This is a genomic window from Acidovorax sp. 59, assembly GCF_002754175.1.
Classification (GTDB): domain Bacteria; phylum Pseudomonadota; class Gammaproteobacteria; order Burkholderiales; family Burkholderiaceae_C; genus Acidovorax; species Acidovorax delafieldii.
Window position 1 is genome coordinate 4,730,411 of record NZ_PEET01000001.1, and the last position, 19,174, is coordinate 4,749,584.

Genomic DNA, 19,174 nt, shown 5'->3' on the forward strand with positions numbered 1-19,174 from the left:
CCACCCAGGGTGTAAGTCAGGCACAAGGATGGTGCGTTGCAGCATGATACAGTCGCGGGTTGCCATGTCCCAAGCCCGCGGCCAGACATCTGTTCATGGTAAACGGGTAACTACCACCCTTCCCTGAGAGAGACCTCATGAAGATTCACGAATACCAAGGCAAGGAAATCTTGCGCAATTTTGGTGTGCCCGTTCCGCGTGGCATTCCCGCATTCACGGTGCAAGAAGCCGTGGAAGCAGCCCAGAAGCTCGGCGGCCCCGTGTGGGTGGTCAAGGCCCAGATCCACGCCGGTGGCCGTGGCAAGGGCGGCGGCGTGAAGGTTGCCAAGACCATCGACGACGTGAAAGCACGCGCCAGCGAAATCCTGGGCATGCAGCTGGTCACCCACCAGACCGGCGCTGAGGGCCAGAAGGTCCGCCGCCTGTACATCGAAGACGGCGCTGACATCAAGAACGAACTGTACGTCTCGCTGGTCACCGACCGCGCCACGCAGAAGGTCGCCCTGATCGCTTCGAGCGAAGGCGGCATGGACATCGAGGAAGTAGCCCACTCCACACCCGAGAAGATCGTCACCGAGATGATCGACCCACTGACCGGCATCACCGAAGCGCAGAGCCGCAAGGTGGCAGCCGCCATCGGCCTGACCGGCGCTTCCATCGACCAAGCCGTAGACATCTTCGCCAAGATCTACAAGTGCTACATGGACACCGACGCGTCGCTGGTGGAAATCAACCCCCTGAACTGCGACTCAAAGGGCAACCTGATGGCCCTGGACGCCAAGTTCAACTTTGACGCCAACGCCCTGTTCCGTCACCCAGAAATCGTGGCCTTCCGCGATCTGGACGAAGAAGATCCGGCCGAAGTGGAAGCCTCCAAGTTCGACCTGGCCTACATCAGCCTCGATGGCAACATCGGCTGCCTGGTGAACGGCGCCGGCCTAGCCATGGCCACCATGGACACCATCAAGCTGTTCGGCGGCGAGCCAGCCAACTTCCTGGACGTGGGCGGCGGTGCCACCCCCGAGAAGGTGACTGAAGCCTTCAAGATCATGCTGAAGAACCCCAAGGTCGAAGGCATTCTGGTCAACATCTTCGGCGGCATCATGAAGTGCGACACCATCGCCACCGGCGTGATCACCGCTTGCAAGGCCGTGAACCTGAACGTGCCGCTGGTCGTGCGCATGAAGGGCACGAACGAAGAGCTCGGCAAGAAGATGCTGGCCGAGTCTGGCCTGCCCATCATTGCCGCAGACACCATGGCCGAAGCTGCGACCAAGATCGTTGCTGCCGTCAAGTAAGCCCGGAGAACACACATGTCGATCTACATCAACAAAGACACCAAGGTCATCACCCAGGGCATCACGGGCAAGACTGGCCAGTTCCACACCGAAAAGTGCCAGGAATACGCGAACGGCAAGAACTGCTTCGTGGCGGGCGTGAACCCCAAGAAGGCGGGCGAGTCGATCTTCAACATCCCGATCTACGCCTCCGTCAAGGAAGCCGCCCAGCAGACCGGTGCCACCGTGTCGGTGATCTATGTGCCGCCCGCAGGCGCTGCGGACGCGATCTGGGAAGCTGTCGAAGCCGACCTGGACATGGCCATCTGCATCACCGAAGGCATTCCGGTCAAGGATATGCTGATGGTGCGCAACAAGATGAAGGCCAAGGAAGCCGCTGGCGGCAAGAAGACGCTGCTGCTGGGCCCCAACTGCCCTGGCCTGATCACGCCTGACGAAATCAAGATCGGCATCATGCCCGGTCACATCCACCGTAAGGGCCGTATCGGTGTGGTGTCCCGCTCGGGCACGCTGACGTACGAAGCCGTGGCCATGTTGACCGAAGTCGGTCTGGGTCAATCGAGCGCCGTGGGCATTGGTGGCGACCCCATCAACGGCCTCAAGCACATCGACGTGATGAAGGCTTTCAACGACGATCCAGACACCGACGCCGTGATCATGATTGGCGAAATCGGCGGTCCGGACGAAGCCGAAGCCGCCCAGTGGTGCAAGGCCAACATGAAGAAGCCTATCGTGGGCTTCATCGCTGGCGTGACCGCCCCTCCCGGCAAGCGCATGGGCCACGCTGGCGCGCTGATCTCTGGCGGCGCCGATACGGCCGATGCCAAGCTGGCCATCATGGAAGAGTCGGGTTTCATCATCACCCGCAACCCTTCGGAACTGGGCAAGTTGCTCAAGGCCCAGCTGAAGTAAGCGGGCTGTCGCTGTCCCGTCCGTAAGCACAATTACGGACGCGGTGCGCGGCACAGACCGCTAGACTGGCGGCTCCTACAAAAAGAGAAGCGCTCGGAACCCAGGTTCCGGGCGCTTCTTGCATTCATAACAGTGGAGTCAGTCATGGAGTTTCTGCAAAGCGCCGATTTTTGGATCGGCCTGGTGAAGATCGTCTGGATCAACATCATTCTTTCGGGCGATAACGCGGTGGTCATCGCGCTGGCAGCCCGGTCCCTTCCCCCCCATCAGCAAAAGAAAGCCGTGTTCTGGGGCTCTGGCGCTGCCGTGGTCTTGCGGATTCTGCTGACCGTTGTGGCTGCCAAGCTGCTAGAGCTGTCGTTCCTGCAGATCGTGGGCGGTTGTCTGCTGCTGTGGATCGGCTTTCAGCTGCTCAGCGACGACGAGGAGGACGAGGGCGAGTCCAAAACCTATGGCAGCCTGATGGCCGCCGTCCGCACCATCCTCATCGCCGACTTGGTGATGAGCCTGGACAACGTGATCGCTGTGGCGGCTGCGGCCCAGGGCAACGTGGTGCTGCTGGTGTTGGGCTTGGCCATCAGTATCCCGCTGGTGATTTTCGGCAGCACCCTCATGATCAAGCTCATGGAGCGTTTCCCTGTCATCGTGGTGCTCGGCGCCGCGCTGATCGGCTGGGTGGGTGGAGAAACCATCGCCAGCGATGCCATCTTGCATGACTACGCAGTGGCGCACCCTGCGCTGCACTATGTAGCAGCCGCACTGGGCGCCGCGCTGGTGGTGGGCGTGGGCAAGTTCTGGCGCAAGGGATCCAACAGCGCATCCGCGACCTGAGGGTTGCAGCCCAAGGGGCTTGCACGGAGGTGCAACCCCTCTTTAAGGCCAGCGACTGACAAAAATGGCATGGCGCTGGCGTCCCATCCCGGGGTTGCGTGACAAGAACGACACGCAACGCCACCCCCGCTGCCCATTCGCTCCGAATCTCCTCTTAACAACGGTCCTGAGGCCCTTGAACTGCATGGGCGCAGTTATTGCTTCAAATCCACCCAATACTGAGTGGAATAACAGCAAGTGGGACGAAAAACCTCGGCGCGGCGGATGGATGGATGGCGTACCGATGGCTTTTGGGGCGGATTGGTGGCACTGGCCGTAGCGGGCCTGTGCGCGGTCACGGGCGCATCGTTGTCGCTCGAACACAAGCTCTACGACGCCGCCATCCGCACCTCGTCCCCTGCCCCGTTGGCCGACGTGGTGATTGTCGCCATCGATGATGCCAGCTTGGCCGCTCTGGGGCCGTGGCCCTGGTCGCGTGACATCCACGCGCGCCTGGTTGATGGCCTGTCAGCGGCTGGTGCCCAAACCGTTGTTTACACCCCCCCACTCACACAGCCCCAGAACGACAGGGGCTTGGGTTACCTGAGAAAAATCCGCGAAACCCTTGCCGCTGCGCCTGAGGGAACCGCACTGACGGCCGAGCTCGGCCGTGTGGTGGGTGAGGCAGAAGCTGTACTCGACGGCGATGCGCGTCTGGCAGCCTCCATACAGCGGGCGGGCAACGTGCTCCTGGCTTCGCGTTATGAAAGTGGCGGGGCTGCTGCGCCCCTGCCGTCGTACGTGCGTCGCAGCACGTTGCCCGACCCGGGTGCTGCTGCAACCCCGATGCAGTCGGCGCAGCACCCCATCCCGTCGTTGGGCGCGGTGGCGGCTGGGGTGGGGCACTTGTATGCAGAGGCTGACCTGGATGGGCGTGTACGCCAGGTTCCACTGCTTCTTCGCTACGACAGCGTGGGGGTGCCGTCCTTGGCGTTGCTGGCGGCGCAACACAGCCTGCATCTGGGGTTGGGTGATATCCGCGTGGTCGATGCGCCTGCGGGGCTGCGGCTCGGAGGGCTGAACGTTGCCACCAATGCAGGCGCCGTGTTGCGTCCCCGCTGGCAAGTGGCTGGCGATGGAGCGGGCACCTTCCCTATTCTGTCGGCTGCCAGCGTGCTCGATGGAACCGTCGCCGCTGGTAGCTTGCAGGGCAAGATCGTATTGGTGGGCGAAATGACGGAGAAGATGGGCGCCCCAGCGGCGCAGCTGGGGGAGCATGCTGCCTATCCGGTGGAGGTGTTGGCGCAAACCTTGTCATCCATTCGCCTCGGGCTGGGCGTGACAGAGCCAGGCTGGGCTACTCCGGCCGCTTGGCTGGTGTTGGCGCTGGGGGGGGTGTATCTGGTGCTGTTGGCGCCGCGTTTGGCGCGCCCCGTCGGGATGGGGGGCGGTGCGGCGCTCGCGCTCACCGTTGTCATCGCCGAATGGACCCTTTTGCGCTATGGGGGGTTGTGGGTTCCGTTGTTGCTGCCAGTGCTGGCTGTATTGGCTGGTACTACCGTGGTGGTGCTTTTGCACCGTGGTCGACTGAGTGACGCCTCCGGACGTTCCGCAGAAGCCGCCGAGACGGACCGCATGATGGGCTTGGCTCTGCAGGGCCAGGGACAACTGGATATGGCCTTTGAGCGCCTGCGCAAGGTACCTGCCAGCGACGCGCTTCTGGACAATCTCTACCATCTGGCGGAGGATTTCGAGCGCAAGCGCCACTTCGGCAAGGCGCAGACGGTCTACGAACATATCCTGCGCCATGACCGGCACTACAAGGACGCCCGCATCCGCTACAAGCGTGCCAAGGCTCAGGCACAAGGTGGCGCGCAAGCTCCGCAGGGCACCACAGACTCTTTGCCGGGTGCCGGCGCTGCAGCGCCCCGCCTGCCAGGCGATGCGAGTGTCGGCGTGCCCATGTTGGGGCGCTACCAGATTGATCGCGAAATTGGCAAAGGCGCCATGGGAGTGGTGTATCTGGGACGCGACCCGAAGATCGGCCGCGTCGTAGCCATCAAGACTCTGGCCTTGGGGCAGGAGTTCGAAGGTGACGCCCTGATCGATGCGCGCGCACGGTTTTTCCGAGAGGCCGAAACTGCAGGCCGATTACAGCATCCGAACATCGTCACCATTTTTGATGCCGGTGAGGAGCATGACTTGGCCTATATCGCCATGGAGTTCCTCAAGGGTCAGGACCTGACCCATGTCTGTGGCCAGGACCGGCTGCTGCCGGTCCCCACCGTGCTCTCCATTGCAGCCAGGGTGGCCGATGCGCTGGACTATGCCCATGCCCACAATGTGGTGCACCGCGATATCAAGCCCGCCAACATCATGTTTGACAGCGGGACAGACGCGGTCAAAGTGACGGACTTCGGTATTGCCCGCATCACGGATTCGAGCAAGACCCGTACGGGGCTGGTTCTGGGAACACCCAGCTTCATGTCTCCGGAGCAACTGGCGGGAAAGAAAGTAGATGGGCGCTCCGACCTTTATTCGCTGGGCATCACCCTCTTCCAGTTGTTGACGGGCACGCTGCCGCTGCGGGGCGCGTCCATGACCGAGCTGATGCACAAGATCGCGAGCGTGGAGGCGCCCGATGTGCGCCAGCTGCGTCCCGAACTCTCAGCCGCAGTGGCCAGGGTGGTGGCGCTGTCGTTGCAAAAGCGGCCAGAGACGCGTTATCAGACCGGGCGGCAGTTCGCGGCGGATCTGCGGCAGGCCATGGCCGGCGATGCCCGATTCAGCCCTGAACCAGTCGTCTATGATGCGGACCGCGATGCAACAGGGCAAGAAATGGCGGATTTTCAGGAAACCGTGATGGAGCCCCCCGCTGTGCGGGGTGCGGCAGCCCCGCCGATTTCGGGCGCCCCATGACGCACGCCTTCACATCCATGACCTACGAATTCACTGCGCGGACCGACAAGGGCCGCGTGCGTTCCAACAACGAAGACGCGGTAGCCGTTGACCGCGATGCGCAGGTCGCGATATTGGCCGATGGCATGGGCGGCTACAACGCGGGTGAAGTGGCCAGTGGCATGGCCACCACCTTCATCCGTACCGAAATGGTCCGCTGGTTGGCCCAAGCCGGCGCGAGTCCCCAGTCTACGGACGTGCGCCGGGCGCTGGAAATCTGCGTGGAGAACGCCAATCACGCCATTCTGGGGGCATCTCTTTCCAATCCGCAGTACGCGGGCATGGGTACGACGCTGGTGGTTGCCGTGTTCCACGGCAGCCGCCTGATCCTGGGGCATATTGGCGATTCGCGCTGTTACCGTCTGCGTGACGGTGCTTTGCAGCAAATCACGCGCGACCATTCCTGGTTGCAGGAACAGGTCGATGCGGGGCTGCTGACGGCGCAGCAGGCGGCCATGTCTTCCAATCGCAATCTGGTGACTCGGGCCTTGGGTGTGGAGCCCAATGTACTGATGGAAGTCAACGAGTTTCAGGTGGCGCCGAATGATCTGTTTTTACTCTGTTCCGATGGGCTCACCGACATGGTGTCCGATTCGGATCTGGCGGAGCTCGTGCGGGCGCCCATGCCTTTGGAGGAAAAAGCGACACTGCTCATTGACACCGCCAACGCCAACGGCGGTCGTGATAACGTGAGCGTGCTGCTGGTGCAGGCTGCCGCTGGGGGCAAGAAGCGTGGCCTCATGTCCCGATTGCTAGGGGCCTCTTGAACGGCCCGAACTACAACAATTCATCACATCAGGAGTGGATCATGCCGAGAATGATCGTTTCAATCGACGGCGTTGTCATCAAGGAAGTGCAGCTGACCAAGGAGCGGACCACGCTGGGCCGGCGCCCCTACAACGACATCGTGATCGACAACCTTGCGGTGAGCGGTGAGCATGCCGTGCTCCACATGGTGGGACAGGATGTGGAGATTGAAGACCTGGGCAGCACCAACGGCACTTATGTGAACGCCAAGGCCGTCAAGCGCCAGGAGTTGCGCAATGGCGATACAGTGGAAGTGGGCAAGTACAAGATTCGGTTCCTCCAGGACGCCGAAGGTCAGAACTTTGAGAAGACCATGATCTTCAAGCCCGGAATGGTGCCGCCTGCGGTCGCCGCTGCTAGGCCCGCTCCGGCCGCGCCCGCGCCAGCCCCGATTTCGGCCGTGATTCGTGTCATGTCCGGTGCTGCTGCGGGGCGTGAAGTGTCGCTGCAGAAAGTGGTGACCACCATTGGTAAGCCGGGTGTGGCTGTGGCTTCCATCACCAAGCGACACCAGGGTTTTGTCTTGGCCCATGTCGAAGGACCGGACATGCCGCTGCTCAACGGCGCTGCCATTGGTGCATCACCGGTTCCTCTGAAGCACGGTGATCGCCTGGAACTGGCTGGCACCGAGATGCAGTTCGAGCAAAGCTGACACTATGCAAATGGCTCGCATTTTCGCTGCGGGCCCTTGCTGACTGGACACTCTCATTCCTGCGCGTGGACCTATGTTGCAGTCCCTGTCGCAGCTGTTCTTCCGACGCTGGCAACGCATTGCGGTCACGCTGATACCGCTGGTTTTTGCGTTGCTGCATGTGGCCGACGTGCTCCACTTGCAGGTGTTGGAGAGACTGGACAACATCATCTACGACACCCGCCTGCGGGTGACCATGCTTCGAACGCTGGACGAGCGCATCGTCATTGTCGACATCGACGAGAAAAGTCTGGGGCGTGTGGGCCAATGGCCCTGGCGCAGGGACAAAATGGCCGCGCTGGTGCGCGAACTGTTTGAACGCCAGCAAGTGTCGGTCATAGGGTTTGACGTTCTGTTTGCCGAGGCCGACGAGAGTTCAGGTCTCTCTACGTTGCAAGAGCTGGCCCAAGGCCCTTTGCGCAGTCAGCCAGCCTTCCAGGAGCAACTGAAAAGACTGGCACCGTCGCTGGACTATGACGCGCTTTTTGCGCAGTCCTTGCGTGGGCAGCCCGTGGTGCTGGGTTATTACCTGTCGGGCGAAGACCGCGATGGCATCATGAAAGGCATGCTGCCAGAACCCGCCCTGCCCGTGGAGCGCTTGCGGGGCTTGCCTCTGGGGGCTACTACGTGGCGTGGGTACAGCAGCAATATTGAGTCCCTGACCCAGGCGGCACCTGCTGCAGGCTTCTTCAACTCGATCACGGACGAGGACGGAGTTGTTCGTTCCCTCCCCCTGTTGGCTGAGTACCAGGGGCAATATTACGAATCGCTGGCGTTGGCAATGTTCCGCACCGCCATCGGTCTGCCAGAGATTCACCCGGGCTTTGTGAATCCCAAGCCGTCCGGGACGCATGATGTGCTCCAAAGCATCGTGCTGCGCCAAGGCGGTCGCACGCTGGCGCTCCCCGTGGACCATCAGTTGGCCACGCTCATCCCCTACCGTGGGCCGGGCGATGCCAAGGGTGGTTCCTTTCGGTACATCTCGGCGTCGGACGTTCTGGATGGCTTGCTGCCGGCTGGTCAACTCAAGGATCAATTGGTGCTGGTAGGTTCGACAGCACCTGGTTTGCTGGATTTGCGTGTGACGCCGGTGGGTAGGGCGTACCCAGGCGTGGAGACCCATGCCAACGTGTTGTCGGCATTCCTGGATGGCAAGAGCATCGTTCGGCCTGACTATGCCGCTGGGTTTGATGTGCTGCAGCTGCTGTGCGCGGGTTTGCTATTGGCAGTTGCCTTGCCGCTCTTGTCAGCATCGTCTGCGGTCTTGCTCAGTGGTGGTGTGCTTTGTGCGCTGGTAGGACTCAATCTGTGGATGTACATCGCGCAGGGGCTGGCGTTGCCGCTCGCCACTGCGGTGGTGATGGCTATGCTGGCCTTTGCCCTCAACATGGCGTATGGCTACTTTGTGGAGAGCCGCTCCAAGCGCGAGCTCGCAGCGCTGTTCAGCGCCTATGTGCCGCCAGAGCTGGTGGCCGAGATGGTCAAGCAGCCTGAGCACTACAGCATGCAGGCCACCAACCGGGAGCTGACGGTGATGTTCTGCGACATGCGCGGTTTCACCGCGATGTCTGAACGGATGGAGCCGCTGCAATTGCAAGGCTTGTTGAATGAGGTGTTCAGCAAGCTCACCCACATCATCCGAAGCCACCGGGGAACGATTGACAAGTACATGGGCGACTGCGTTATGGCTTTTTGGGGGGCTCCAGTGGCCACGCCTGATCATGCGCAACTTGCAGTGACGGCGGCCTTGGAAATGTCACAGGCCATTGGGCAAATCAACGCCAATCATCGCCAGCGCGGTTTGCCCGAGATCGGGGTGGGCATTGGACTCAACACCGGGGTCATGTGCGTAGGTGACATGGGCTCGGACATCCGGCGCAGCTATACGGTCATCGGCGATGCGGTCAACCTTGGCTCCCGCCTGGAGGGACTGTCCAAGCACTACGGTACTTCGATCGTGGTGAGCGAATCTGCCATGCAGCTCGCCCCTCAGTTTGTATGGCAGGCCATGGATCGCGTGCGCGTCAAGGGCAAGGCGCAGGCCGTGCCGATTTACCAGCCGCTGGTGCCCCGTGATCAGCTACCCGCCGAACTCGCCGAAGAACTGGTGGTATGGGAGGGTTTTCTGCGAGCCTATGCGGCGCAGGAATGGGCACAATGCGACAAGCTGATGGCTCAGTTGCGAGGCCTCAGACCTCCTTGCACTCTCTACGAGTTGTATGCTGCACGGGTCGAAGGCTTGCGTGTGTTGCCTTTCAATCCTGACTGGGACAGCGCCACCAATTTCGACACCAAGTAGAAGGCTCTACATGAAGGTTCGCGTGCTGGGGTGTTCCGGCGCTATCGCCAAGGACTGTCGTACGACATCGTTCTTGATTGGTGACAGCATCTTGCTTGATGCGGGAACTGGTGTGGGCGACCTCACGCTGGAAGAGATGGCCAAGATTGACCATGTGCTGCTGACCCATTCCCACCTGGATCACATCGCCGCACTGCCTCTGATGCTCGACGCCGTGTCATCGCTGCGCACTGGCCCGGTACAGGTACACGCGTTGGCTGCCACCATTGGGGCGCTTCAGGCGCATGTATTCAACAACGTTATCTGGCCAGATTTCAGCGCGATACCTTCTGCTGCGTCCCCATTTCTACGGTATCACGCTTTTGTATTGGGCGAAGTATTGAGCATCGCAGGTGTCCAGATCGAGGTGCTACCAGCCAACCATACCGTCCCGGCCGTGGGGTTTGCAGTGCAAGGCGATACCGGCTGGTGGGTTTTCAGTGGTGATACCGAGCGCAATCTGCCATTCTGGAATCGCATCAACGCATTGAAGGTAGTTTGTTTAGTGATCGAAACAGCCTTCAGCAATCGTGAACGTGATCTGGCCCGGCGGAGCCTGCACCTCTCCCCAGAGGCCTTGGCGCACGAATTGGCTCATATCCCGGTAGATGATTGTTATCCCATCTACATCACCCACACCAAGCCGTCGGAGACCTCGCTCATCATGGAGGAGATCAAGCGGCTGGACTGCACCGCAAGCGCCCTTCAAAGCGCGCACGACATTCGTTGGTTGAGTGCTGGACAAACGATGCAGATGTGAGCAGTGCGCGCTCGGTTGTGACAATACTGAGTGACAAGAATGTAATTTCGAAAAAGGCATGAGGCCCTATGCCGAGCAGGTATTGGTGTCACTAGATGATCGAATTGGCGTGCTTCGCAAACAATGTTTGATGCAATGTCTCCTTGGCGAGCTTCACCAGAAATTCGCTTGAATTCTGATGTCGTCGTAGCCACTAAAGGGTTCTTTTTCTGTCCTTGGTGCGGCTTCATTCCGGTTTTAGACGGGCTCCGGTCAACCTTCAAAAGGCAGGCACGGCACTTGCATGAACGAACATGCATTTGCAACTTTTCCTAGGAGTTCTTCATGAAGCGTTCTATCCAAAAGGGTTTTACCCTTATCGAATTGATGATCGTAGTTGCGATCATCGGTATCTTGGCTGCTGTAGCTTTGCCTGCATACAAAGACTACACCATCAAAGCTCGTATGTCTGAAGTGGTGTTGGCCGCGTCCCAGTGTCGCACGACCATCAGTGAGACCATTCAGAGCATGCGCACTGATGCAGTCCTGTCAGGGACCAATGCGTTCGGCTGCGATGCTGACAACCCAACGAAGATGGTGGCATCGATCGCTACAACCGCTGCAACGGGTTTGATTACTGTGACTCCGCATGCATCAAATCTGGGTCAGACGCCAAACTTTGCTGCCGGTGACACCATCACCCTCCAGCCATTCATGAGCGGTAATACCGCTTACAACTTGACCGCTGCAGGCGGAGGGCAAGGCACCCAAGTGTACGAGTGGATTTGCAAGGGAGCCGGTGCAGCGCTCAAATATGCACCTGGTTCTTGCAAGTAACCAACTTGGCGCAGCCAGCGCTAGGTTCAACAGGAGGGGGCATGGCCCCCTCTTTGTATTTTGCGACTTCTATTTTCCTGCATGACACCCAACCCTCTTATTTTCAAAAGTAGTGGGCATCTGACGCTGGCCGCGATGGCTTTGGCTGTGAGCTGGTGGCTCCCGAATCATCACTGGCCATGGGCAGATTTCTATTCCGACGCCTGGGCCAGCATAGTGCTGGGTATCGTGGCGGCTACAGTGCTATGGAGGTATCGAGGCGAGGGGCTTTTGGATTGGCATCTGCTGCCGTTGGTAGCCTTTGGGTGTCTTGGTGCCGTTGTTGTTCAGTACGCAGCAGGTCTCATAGAAACACCGGGGGTTGCCTGGACCAATGCTTTGTATCTTTTGGCGCTCTCCATTGCTTTGCTGGTAGGCAGCGCTTGGGAGCGCTCAAGGCCGGGTCAATGTGCTCAGTTCTTGTTTGTGGCGGCGCTCATTGGTGCCATGGGGTCATTGATTATTCAGCTGCAGCAGTGGCTGAGTGTCGATGTGGGCGAGGCTTTTTGGCTGTTCCTCCCGGCACCTGCTGGAAGGTTCCATGCCAACGTCGGACAGCCGAACCAGCTCGCCAGCTTGATGTGTCTGGGCGTTCTGGCTTGCGCTTGGCTTCACGAGCAGCAGCGCATGCCAGGCATGGCGGCGTGGATCTTGGCCGTGCTACTAGCCGTTGGTTTGGCGCTGACCGAGTCACGCACCAGCTGGGTGGTAGTTTCTTGCTCGCTGGTTGCAATATTGTTTTGGCGTAAACGACTCGGCGTGGAGTGGAGAGTCGTCGTATCGGCACTTTGCTGGACTGCCGTATTTGTGCTCTGCGTTTTTGCTCTGCCCCATGTCAATATTTTGCTTGGACGTCCGCCGCAGGAAGTGCGTGGGCTAACGGGGGGGGAGATACGGCTTGATATTTGGGCGGGTGTATTGGATTCGTTAAAGCACCAGCCTTGGTTCGGATATGGCTGGATGCAGACCAGCTTGACGCAGTTTCCCGCTGATCCTTACTTGGTACCTACATTTGGAAGCTTGAGGCACGCCCACAATCTGTTTCTGGATTTGCTGGCTTTTATGGGTATTCCTATCGGTCTGGCGATATGCGCGGTCCTGGTGTTTTGGTTTGTGCGCGCCTCGTTGAGGCTGCGAACGCGGGAGCAACTGTGGATGCTTCTCTTCGTGGTGGCGCTGGGCATCCATGCGATGTTAGAGTTTCCGTTGTATTACGCTTACTTTTTGTTGCCATTAGGGTTGATAGTCGGGGCACTCAACATTTCCTTGGCATTCAAGGGACACTTTCGAAGCTCCCGCTGGCCTGTGTTCTTGCTACTTGGTGCAGCATTCCTAGGGATTGTTATCACGGTACGTGACTACCTTCCTATTGAGAAAAACTTCTTCGCTCTTCGCTTTGAGCATCAAAGGCTGGCCAGGCCTAATGAGAATTCGTTGCCTTCACCCATGGTTCTCAGCCACTTAGGGGATTTGCTATGGTTAGGCAGAGTTGATCCTGTAAGCGAGCACAGTGATGCCGATATCGCAAGAGCGACTCGAGTGTCGAAGCTAATGCCAAGCCTCGTAGGGCAATATAAACTGGCTGCGATGTATGCTCTGGCAGGGAAGCCTCGAGAAGCTGAATATTGGCTGATCGTTATGTTGAGATCAAATGGAGTCAAACCCCGTGGGGCGGAGGAATTGCGAACGCAGTGGCAGGAACTCGCGATCACTTATCCGTCGATGACACAGATTACGTGGCCTAGAACAAAGTAGTGTTATATCTAGAGTGAGGATCCTCTGTTTGGACTTTCTATGTTCAATATTCCTTCCGGCGATCTAAGAGACTCACTTCACAAAACTCCCTGATTTCCCTCCGTGCTTCTCTGTCACCGACACGTCGTGAATAGACATGCCCCGATCTACTGCCTTACACATGTCGTAAATAGTAAGTAGTGCAATCTGAACAGCGATGAGTGCTTCCATTTCGACGCCAGTAGGACCAACTGTTTCAACGGAAGCCGTGCAAAAAATCCCTGTGGCGCCCGGTTGGTAAACGCATGCGGAGCCAAATTCTATGGAAACGCGCGTCAGCGCCAATGGATGGCAAAGTGGGATGAGATCGCTCGTCTTTTTGGCTGCCATGATGCCGGCGATGCGAGCAATGCCTAGCACATCGCCTTTCTTGGCTGTTCCCGATTCAATCAGCGCCAAGGTCTCGGCCTTCATCTGGATACGGCCAGTAGCTAACGCAATGCGGTGGGTTGGTGTTTTTGCTCCCACATCGACCATGTGGGCTTGGCCTTTGGCGTCGAAATGAGTGAGGCCCGAAATTTGAGCAGTATCCAAGGTCTTGAATGTCATGATGTAAGGGGGGAGCCGCGATTGACAGCGTCGGAATGCGAAACATTTTCCACGTCGAAGCATCATACGGCCGTGCTCGTCCCGGTCGGTGTGATTGCGAAATGAAAGGCTAAGGGACCCCAAGTGCTAGAGCTTGCTACTAAAGTTTGCTTCTTTTGGGCGAGTCGAGCGGTAGCCGTGTTTGCCATTTTGATGACATCAGTGTCAGCTCTCGCGCAGAGCGGGCTCCCCACCCTCGGCGATACCAGCGACCTTACTACCAGCGCCGAGCGCCGTCTCGGTGATCGCATCATTCGTGAGCTGTACCGCGACCCGGACTACGTCGATGACCCAGTGGTGGCCGACTATGTGCAAGGCATATGGCACCCCCTCCTGGCAGCAGCCAAGGCTCGGGGAGAACTCAGTGCCGAACTGGACGAACGCTTTGCCTGGGAAATCCTGCTGGGACGCGATCGCACGGTGAATGCTTTCGCTTTGCCCGGTGGGTACCTGGGGGTGCATCTGGGGTTGATCGGTGTGGTGGCCACGCGCGATGAACTGGCCTCGGTACTGGCGCACGAGCTGAGCCATGTGACCCAGCGTCACATCTCGCGACTGATCACGCAGCAGAGCAAGCAGACGCCCTTGCTGCTGGGGGCCATGGTGTTGGGCGCACTTGCGGCCAGCAAGAACCCAGGCGCCACGCAGGCCCTGGTCGTGGGAGGCCAAGCCTTGGCCATTCAGAATCAGCTCAATTTCTCGCGGGACATGGAGCGTGAGGCGGACCGCATTGGCTACGGGCTGATGGCCCCCGCGGGTTTTGCGCCCCAAGGGTTTGTGAGCATGTTTGAAAAGCTGCAGCAAGCTAATCGACTCAATGACAATGGGTCGTGGCCTTATTTGCGCAGCCACCCGCTGACCACGGAGCGTATGGCAGACATGCAGTCGCGCATCCCTCCGGGTGCAGCATCTGCGCCGGGCGCCGCAATGCAGGCTTCCAGCGAACATGCCATGGTGGCTGCGAGGGCGCGTGTGCTGTCTAACCCCGGAGTGGATACCTTGCGCCAGTGGATCGCTGAGCCCAAGGGCTCGGGGTTTCAGTCGCAGCTACTGCCGCGACGGGCCGGCGCGCTGTATGCGGCGGCGTTGGCAAGCAGCCAGTTGCGTGATGCGGCAAATGCGCGTCTGATCGCGCGCCAACTGGACGACTTGGTGCGGCAGGACGCCGCTGCGCATCGTCTCGCACGCCTGTTGGTGGCAGAGACCGAATTGGCAGCTGGCGATGCATCTGCGGCCCTGCCGTCCATTCCAGATGGCAACAACGCACGCAGGCCAGAACTTGTGTTGCGTACCCAAGCCCTGCTGCGCGCCAACCGACCCGCTGACGCCACGCAAGCCTTGCAAACCTGGGTGGCAACCCACCCCAAGGATGCGACTGTATGGCAACTACTGGCGTCCACCTGGCAAGCACAAGGCCAGGCGCTCCGGGCGATTCGTGCGGAGGCCGAAGCGCAGGCTGCGCGCTATGACTATGCCGCCGCTGTAGACCGGTTCAAGGCCGGCCAGGATATGGCTCGCCGAGGCGGTGCGGCAGTGGACCACATTGAGGCCTCCATCATCGACACGCGTCTGCGCTCGATGGAGTCACTTCTTCGCGAACAGGCCACCGAGCGCTGATTCGATGACCAAGCCCAGCACCGAGTAGATCAGCGAACCCAGCAGTGCAGCCCCAAAACCGGCGACGTGGAAGCCGTCCAGCACGCTGGCCGCTGCCCAGAACATGAGTGCGTTGATGACGAAGAGAAACAGCCCGACCGTAACGATGGTGACGGGTAACGTGAGTACGACCAGCACCGGTCGCAGCACCACATTGAACAGGCCGATCACGAAGGCCGCGATCAGCGCCGAGGTGAAGCTTTTCACCTCCACACCGCTGTAGATGTAAGCCACAAACAGCAGCGATGCAGCGCTGAGCAGCCATTTCAGAAGAAGTCGCATGGCCGGAGAATAGCACTGGCCTGCTGTGCTGCAATCATTGGATGTGGCTTGCCTGGCCACACACACCTACCGGCCTATTCGAGCGCCAGCACCCACAACACACCAAAGCCGGTGAGCACGCTGCCTAGCGTGCCCGACAGTGACGACCAGCGCCCGTCCACGCGGCCAGTGGGCTGCACAGGCTCGGACTTGGGCCGGCGCGCGTCCACCACGGGTGCGGTCACCATGCCGCCGGCATCTGCCTGAAGTTGAGCCGTGAGCTCGGCCAACGGGCCCTTGGCCACCACGGTGGTTACAGCCCCCGAGGGGGTATGAAGTGTCGGAACAATTTGTGCGAACAGCTTATCCGCCCACTTCGTACGCCAGTTCTCGCGGGTGCTGTGGCTCACCCATTTGCTGACACGGTGGGTCATGCGTGGCGCACACGCTACCAGCACCCAATGGGTGTGTGCGCTGGCTGGGCGCCCACACAGGGGTGCCAGCACTTGCTGTGCGTACGCTGCGTCGTCCACATACACGATGACTCTGTCCATACCCACCTCCAGGTGTGATGCTGACCACAGGGGAGCGGTATGGCCCCCTGCGCCGCGTCAGATGCAATGCAATTCGCGTGAAGCGGTCAGTGCCCAACCGGTGCCGAGCCAGCACTGGCACGGCGAGCCAGGATGATCTTGCCAGCCAGCAAAACCAGCAGCGCACCGGCCACACTGGCCCCGTACTTCACGACATCGGTGACTTCGCCGCTCACGCTATCGACGGGCATCTTGAGCATCCACTGCCACTTGTCAGGGTTGGCGAGGGCTGGGTCGGTGACCAGCATGCCGCCGGCAATCCAGCCCAGCAGCATGCCACCCAGCGTGATGATGAGGGGAAACCGCTCCATGAGCTTGATGACCAGCTGACTCCCCCAGACGATGATCGGGATAGAGATCAGCAGACCCAGCACCACCAGCAGGAACGAATGGTCGCCCGCATTCTGGGCCGCGCCGGCAATAGCGATCACGTTGTCCACGCTCATGACCAGGTCGGCCACGATGATGGTCTTGATGGCAGCCAGCAGCTTGTCGCTGCCTTGCACGTCGCCATGGCCCTCTTCATCGGGAGCCAGCAGCTTCACACCGATCCACACCAGAAGCAGCGCGCCCACGAACTTGAGGAAGGGCAGCGCCAGCAAGGTCATCGCAAAGGCGATCAGGATCACGCGCAGCACGATGGCGCCCGCAGTGCCCCAGATGATGCCCTTGGTGCGTTGTGCAGGGGGCAGTTTGCGGCAGGCCAGGGCAATGACCACGGCGTTGTCACCACCCAGCAGGATGTCGATGATGATGATCTGGCCGAGTGCGAGCCAGAATTCGGGCGAAGCCAAAAAGTCCATAAATTCCTCAATGTCAGTGGCGCGAAACGAGGATCCTGGCGCCACTGTAGCGCCGAGTCCCCCGCAGGGATAGGGGGCTTACGGTGACCTGGTCAAGGAAGGCTTGCCCCAGACAGGGGAGACATGGCAAGCGAAGGGACGGCCTTGATCAGCCCACGGTGGGCCCATCAAAGGTCTTGCTCAGTTCTACACAAGCTGGTTGTGCGTGAACCCGGATTGCCGGAAGCAAAGCTTCGTATTGACGACAAATCCGATGCCTTGTGCCGCTCAAGCCCGGATGGCGGTGGGCTGGCTGGCAAGGCGGGAGCTACTCCCCTTCGAGACCGCGATTGGAACATTACCGGCGAGGCAGCGCAAGGGCCGGGGTGTTGTGGTTACTGCGTACACGCCGGGGTGGGGCTGGGCGTGCTGCCTCGCTCGGGGAAATACGGCGGATACCACCACTGCCAGCATCCCTTGTGGCGGGCCGCTATCATCCAGCCCCTCTTGTGCCCCTGCGCTTGCGCGTCCCTTGCCCCGCTTTCATGGCTGCCATCCACATCACCGACATCGAAGCTGCCATCAATCACTGGCGGCACCGTGCGCCCGCATCACCCGATGGGTTGGGTCTGGCGCCTGAGGTCCAGGCCCTGGGGGAGGTCTATGCGCTGATGGTCTACGGGCACACCACAGAGATCGACGAGGACAGCCTGCCTTCCGCAGCCATGGCGGCATGGCAGGCCTGGTACGACACGACGCCCGACACACCTTGCATCGCGATTTGCTCCACCAGCCAAGGCGACGACCTGTGCAAGGGCTGCGGGCGCACCTTCGACGAGGTGCAATTCTGGCCCTCGTACACTCCGGCGGAAAAGCGGGGGGTGTGGCGCCGTATCACGCTGGAGCACTCGGCCTGGCGTTTCAACCGATACGCCGAGCGCGCCGCAGAGGGCGTGACCGCGCCAGGGGCGCCAACGGCGGGGTAGGTTGATGGGCGATGGGCTGTACGCTCGCCCGGCAAACCGCTAAGGTGGCGCCATGCTGCGCCTGACCCAAGCCCCGAACATTGCGATCGCCACCCTGTGGGCGGATCTGCTGTGCGAAGCGGGCATGACGGCCTCTGTGCAGCGCCAGTACCTGGGCGCTGCCGCCGGACACCTGCCACCCGATCAGTGCCTGCCCGAGATCTGGCTGGACCACGAAGAGCACGCTGCGCGTGCACAAGCCTTGCTGCAAGAGTTACACAACCTGCCGCAGCGCCACTGGGCCTGTCTCTGTGGCGAGTTGGTGGAAGGCGGGTTTGAGCAGTGTTGGAATTGCGGAGCGTTCATGCCGCGCGACTGACGGCATTGGGTGGTTTGCTATATATTTGATAGCCATTAAGGCATATTCCTCTAGCGCTACCAGGAACTTTGCCCCAAAACGCCCTCACTTCCAGCGTACGGGCTCCACATGCACGCTGCCTTGTGTGCTGCTGAGGGTGATGGATCCTTCCTGCACTGTGGCCTGCAGCTGCATGCTGCGCTCGGCCAGCTTTGCCAGCGCTTGCGACGCCTCGGTCGGAATGCGCCAGACCTGCAGCTTATCCAGCCGCGAAAGCTTGGTTTCAATGCCCTTCCACCAGATCTCGGCCGCGTGGTTGAAGCAGTAGACGATCACCGAGTCAGCCTTGCTGCAGGCTTTCGTCAGGGGCTTGTCTTCCGGCTGCCCTACTTCGATCCACACGCGTTTGCGGCCAGTAAAGTCCGTCAGCGATGCATCTGGGTCATCCGGGTCCGACAGCCCTGCGCCGAACGCGAGTGTGGCGTCGCCATTGCACAGGTCATTGAGCTGGTGCGCCTCAATGGCCAGGGCTGCCAGCCGCACCATCATGCGCTCGTCGGTTTCGCTGGGGTGGCGTGCCAGGGTGAGCGCATGGTCGGCGTAGTAGCCGTGGTCGATGTCGGCGATCGCAAGGTTTGCTTTGAAGATGGTGGATTTGATTGCCATGTAAGCTGTAGAGGGGATAGGTAGTGTATGGAGACCAAGGCGATGAATCGCGTCGCTGGTTTCCGTGCATAGTCGCTCCGCC

Annotated in this window: 18 protein-coding genes; 13 read left to right on the forward strand and 5 right to left on the reverse strand. The window is 60.2% G+C overall.

The features are described from left to right. The first annotated feature begins 137 nt into the window (after positions 1 to 137). From sucC to CLU87_RS21690, 10 genes are all read left to right on the forward strand, one after another. On the forward strand, positions 138 to 1,298 hold the full coding sequence (sucC, locus tag CLU87_RS21645) for an ADP-forming succinate--CoA ligase subunit beta (protein WP_099731765.1): 1,161 nt from the start codon (positions 138 to 140) through the stop codon (positions 1,296 to 1,298). Positions 1,299 to 1,313: 15 nt separating this feature from the next. Next, positions 1,314 to 2,210: a succinate--CoA ligase subunit alpha gene (gene sucD, locus CLU87_RS21650; RefSeq protein WP_056056609.1), complete on the forward strand. Its 897-nt coding sequence runs from the start codon at positions 1,314 to 1,316 to the stop codon at positions 2,208 to 2,210. Positions 2,211 to 2,354: 144 nt separating this feature from the next. Beyond that, positions 2,355 to 3,041 (forward strand): TerC family protein, encoded by a 687-nt coding sequence (locus CLU87_RS21655; RefSeq protein ID WP_056056608.1) that lies wholly within the window; start codon positions 2,355 to 2,357, stop codon positions 3,039 to 3,041. Positions 3,042 to 3,305: 264 nt separating this feature from the next. Continuing rightward, entirely contained in the window at positions 3,306 to 5,939 is a 2,634-nt protein-coding gene (locus CLU87_RS21660) for a CHASE2 domain-containing serine/threonine-protein kinase (protein WP_233193836.1), read from the forward strand. 17 nt (positions 5,940 to 5,956) lie between these two features. Further along, on the forward strand, positions 5,957 to 6,745 hold the full coding sequence (locus CLU87_RS21665) for a Stp1/IreP family PP2C-type Ser/Thr phosphatase (RefSeq protein WP_099732301.1): 789 nt from the start codon (positions 5,957 to 5,959) through the stop codon (positions 6,743 to 6,745). Between the two features lie 41 nt (positions 6,746 to 6,786). Beyond that, the gene (locus CLU87_RS21670) at positions 6,787 to 7,437 is read left to right on the forward strand and encodes an FHA domain-containing protein (RefSeq protein WP_056056604.1); all 651 of its coding nucleotides are present in this window, start codon (positions 6,787 to 6,789) and stop codon (positions 7,435 to 7,437) included. A gap of 73 nt (positions 7,438 to 7,510) precedes the next feature. Further along, positions 7,511 to 9,775 (forward strand): CHASE2 domain-containing protein, encoded by a 2,265-nt coding sequence (locus CLU87_RS21675; protein WP_099731767.1) that lies wholly within the window; start codon positions 7,511 to 7,513, stop codon positions 9,773 to 9,775. Positions 9,776 to 9,785: 10 nt separating this feature from the next. Further along, positions 9,786 to 10,574: an MBL fold metallo-hydrolase gene (locus CLU87_RS21680; protein ID WP_099731768.1), complete on the forward strand. Its 789-nt coding sequence runs from the start codon at positions 9,786 to 9,788 to the stop codon at positions 10,572 to 10,574. 324 nt (positions 10,575 to 10,898) lie between these two features. Beyond that, positions 10,899 to 11,390: a pilin gene (locus CLU87_RS21685; RefSeq protein ID WP_099731769.1), complete on the forward strand. Its 492-nt coding sequence runs from the start codon at positions 10,899 to 10,901 to the stop codon at positions 11,388 to 11,390. Between the two features lie 81 nt (positions 11,391 to 11,471). Further along, entirely contained in the window at positions 11,472 to 13,184 is a 1,713-nt protein-coding gene (locus CLU87_RS21690; RefSeq protein ID WP_099731770.1) for a PglL family O-oligosaccharyltransferase, read from the forward strand. Between the two features lie 72 nt (positions 13,185 to 13,256). Here the strand turns inward: CLU87_RS21690 and moaC are convergent, their stop codons facing one another. Beyond that, positions 13,257 to 13,742 (reverse strand): cyclic pyranopterin monophosphate synthase MoaC, encoded by a 486-nt coding sequence (moaC, locus tag CLU87_RS21695; protein ID WP_099732302.1) that lies wholly within the window; start codon positions 13,740 to 13,742, stop codon positions 13,257 to 13,259. Between the two features lie 222 nt (positions 13,743 to 13,964). On the opposite strand from moaC, the gene CLU87_RS21700 reads away from it, so the two are divergent. After that, complete coding sequence (locus tag CLU87_RS21700; RefSeq protein ID WP_099731771.1) at positions 13,965 to 15,428, forward strand: M48 family metalloprotease; 1,464 nt, start codon at positions 13,965 to 13,967, stop codon at positions 15,426 to 15,428. Here CLU87_RS21700 and CLU87_RS21705 read toward each other — a convergent pair. The 3 genes from CLU87_RS21705 to CLU87_RS21715 all read right to left on the reverse strand — a co-directional run bounded on the left by CLU87_RS21705 (position 15,396) and on the right by CLU87_RS21715 (position 17,124). After that, positions 15,396 to 15,749, reverse strand: coding sequence for a phage holin family protein (locus CLU87_RS21705; protein ID WP_056056593.1), 354 nt, complete (start codon positions 15,747 to 15,749; stop codon positions 15,396 to 15,398). The two genes, CLU87_RS21700 and CLU87_RS21705, sit on opposite strands and share 33 nt — an antisense overlap. Positions 15,750 to 15,823: 74 nt before the next feature. Continuing rightward, a complete protein-coding gene (locus CLU87_RS21710) occupies positions 15,824 to 16,282 on the reverse strand; it encodes a hypothetical protein (protein WP_056056591.1) in 459 nt (152 codons plus the stop codon). A gap of 86 nt (positions 16,283 to 16,368) precedes the next feature. After that, positions 16,369 to 17,124: a TerC family protein gene (locus CLU87_RS21715; protein ID WP_099731772.1), complete on the reverse strand. Its 756-nt coding sequence runs from the start codon at positions 17,122 to 17,124 to the stop codon at positions 16,369 to 16,371. Positions 17,125 to 17,648: 524 nt separating this feature from the next. Between CLU87_RS21715 and CLU87_RS21720 the strand changes: the two genes are divergently transcribed. Both CLU87_RS21720 and CLU87_RS21725 read left to right on the forward strand, forming a co-directional pair. After that, positions 17,649 to 18,089: a DUF3717 domain-containing protein gene (locus tag CLU87_RS21720; RefSeq protein ID WP_099731773.1), complete on the forward strand. Its 441-nt coding sequence runs from the start codon at positions 17,649 to 17,651 to the stop codon at positions 18,087 to 18,089. Between the two features lie 52 nt (positions 18,090 to 18,141). Continuing rightward, complete coding sequence (locus tag CLU87_RS21725) at positions 18,142 to 18,447, forward strand: hypothetical protein (protein ID WP_056056585.1); 306 nt, start codon at positions 18,142 to 18,144, stop codon at positions 18,445 to 18,447. Between the two features lie 84 nt (positions 18,448 to 18,531). On the opposite strand, the gene CLU87_RS21730 is transcribed toward CLU87_RS21725, so the two are convergent. After that, entirely contained in the window at positions 18,532 to 19,092 is a 561-nt protein-coding gene (locus CLU87_RS21730) for a YaeQ family protein (protein WP_099731774.1), read from the reverse strand. Positions 19,093 to 19,174 lie beyond the last annotated feature (82 nt).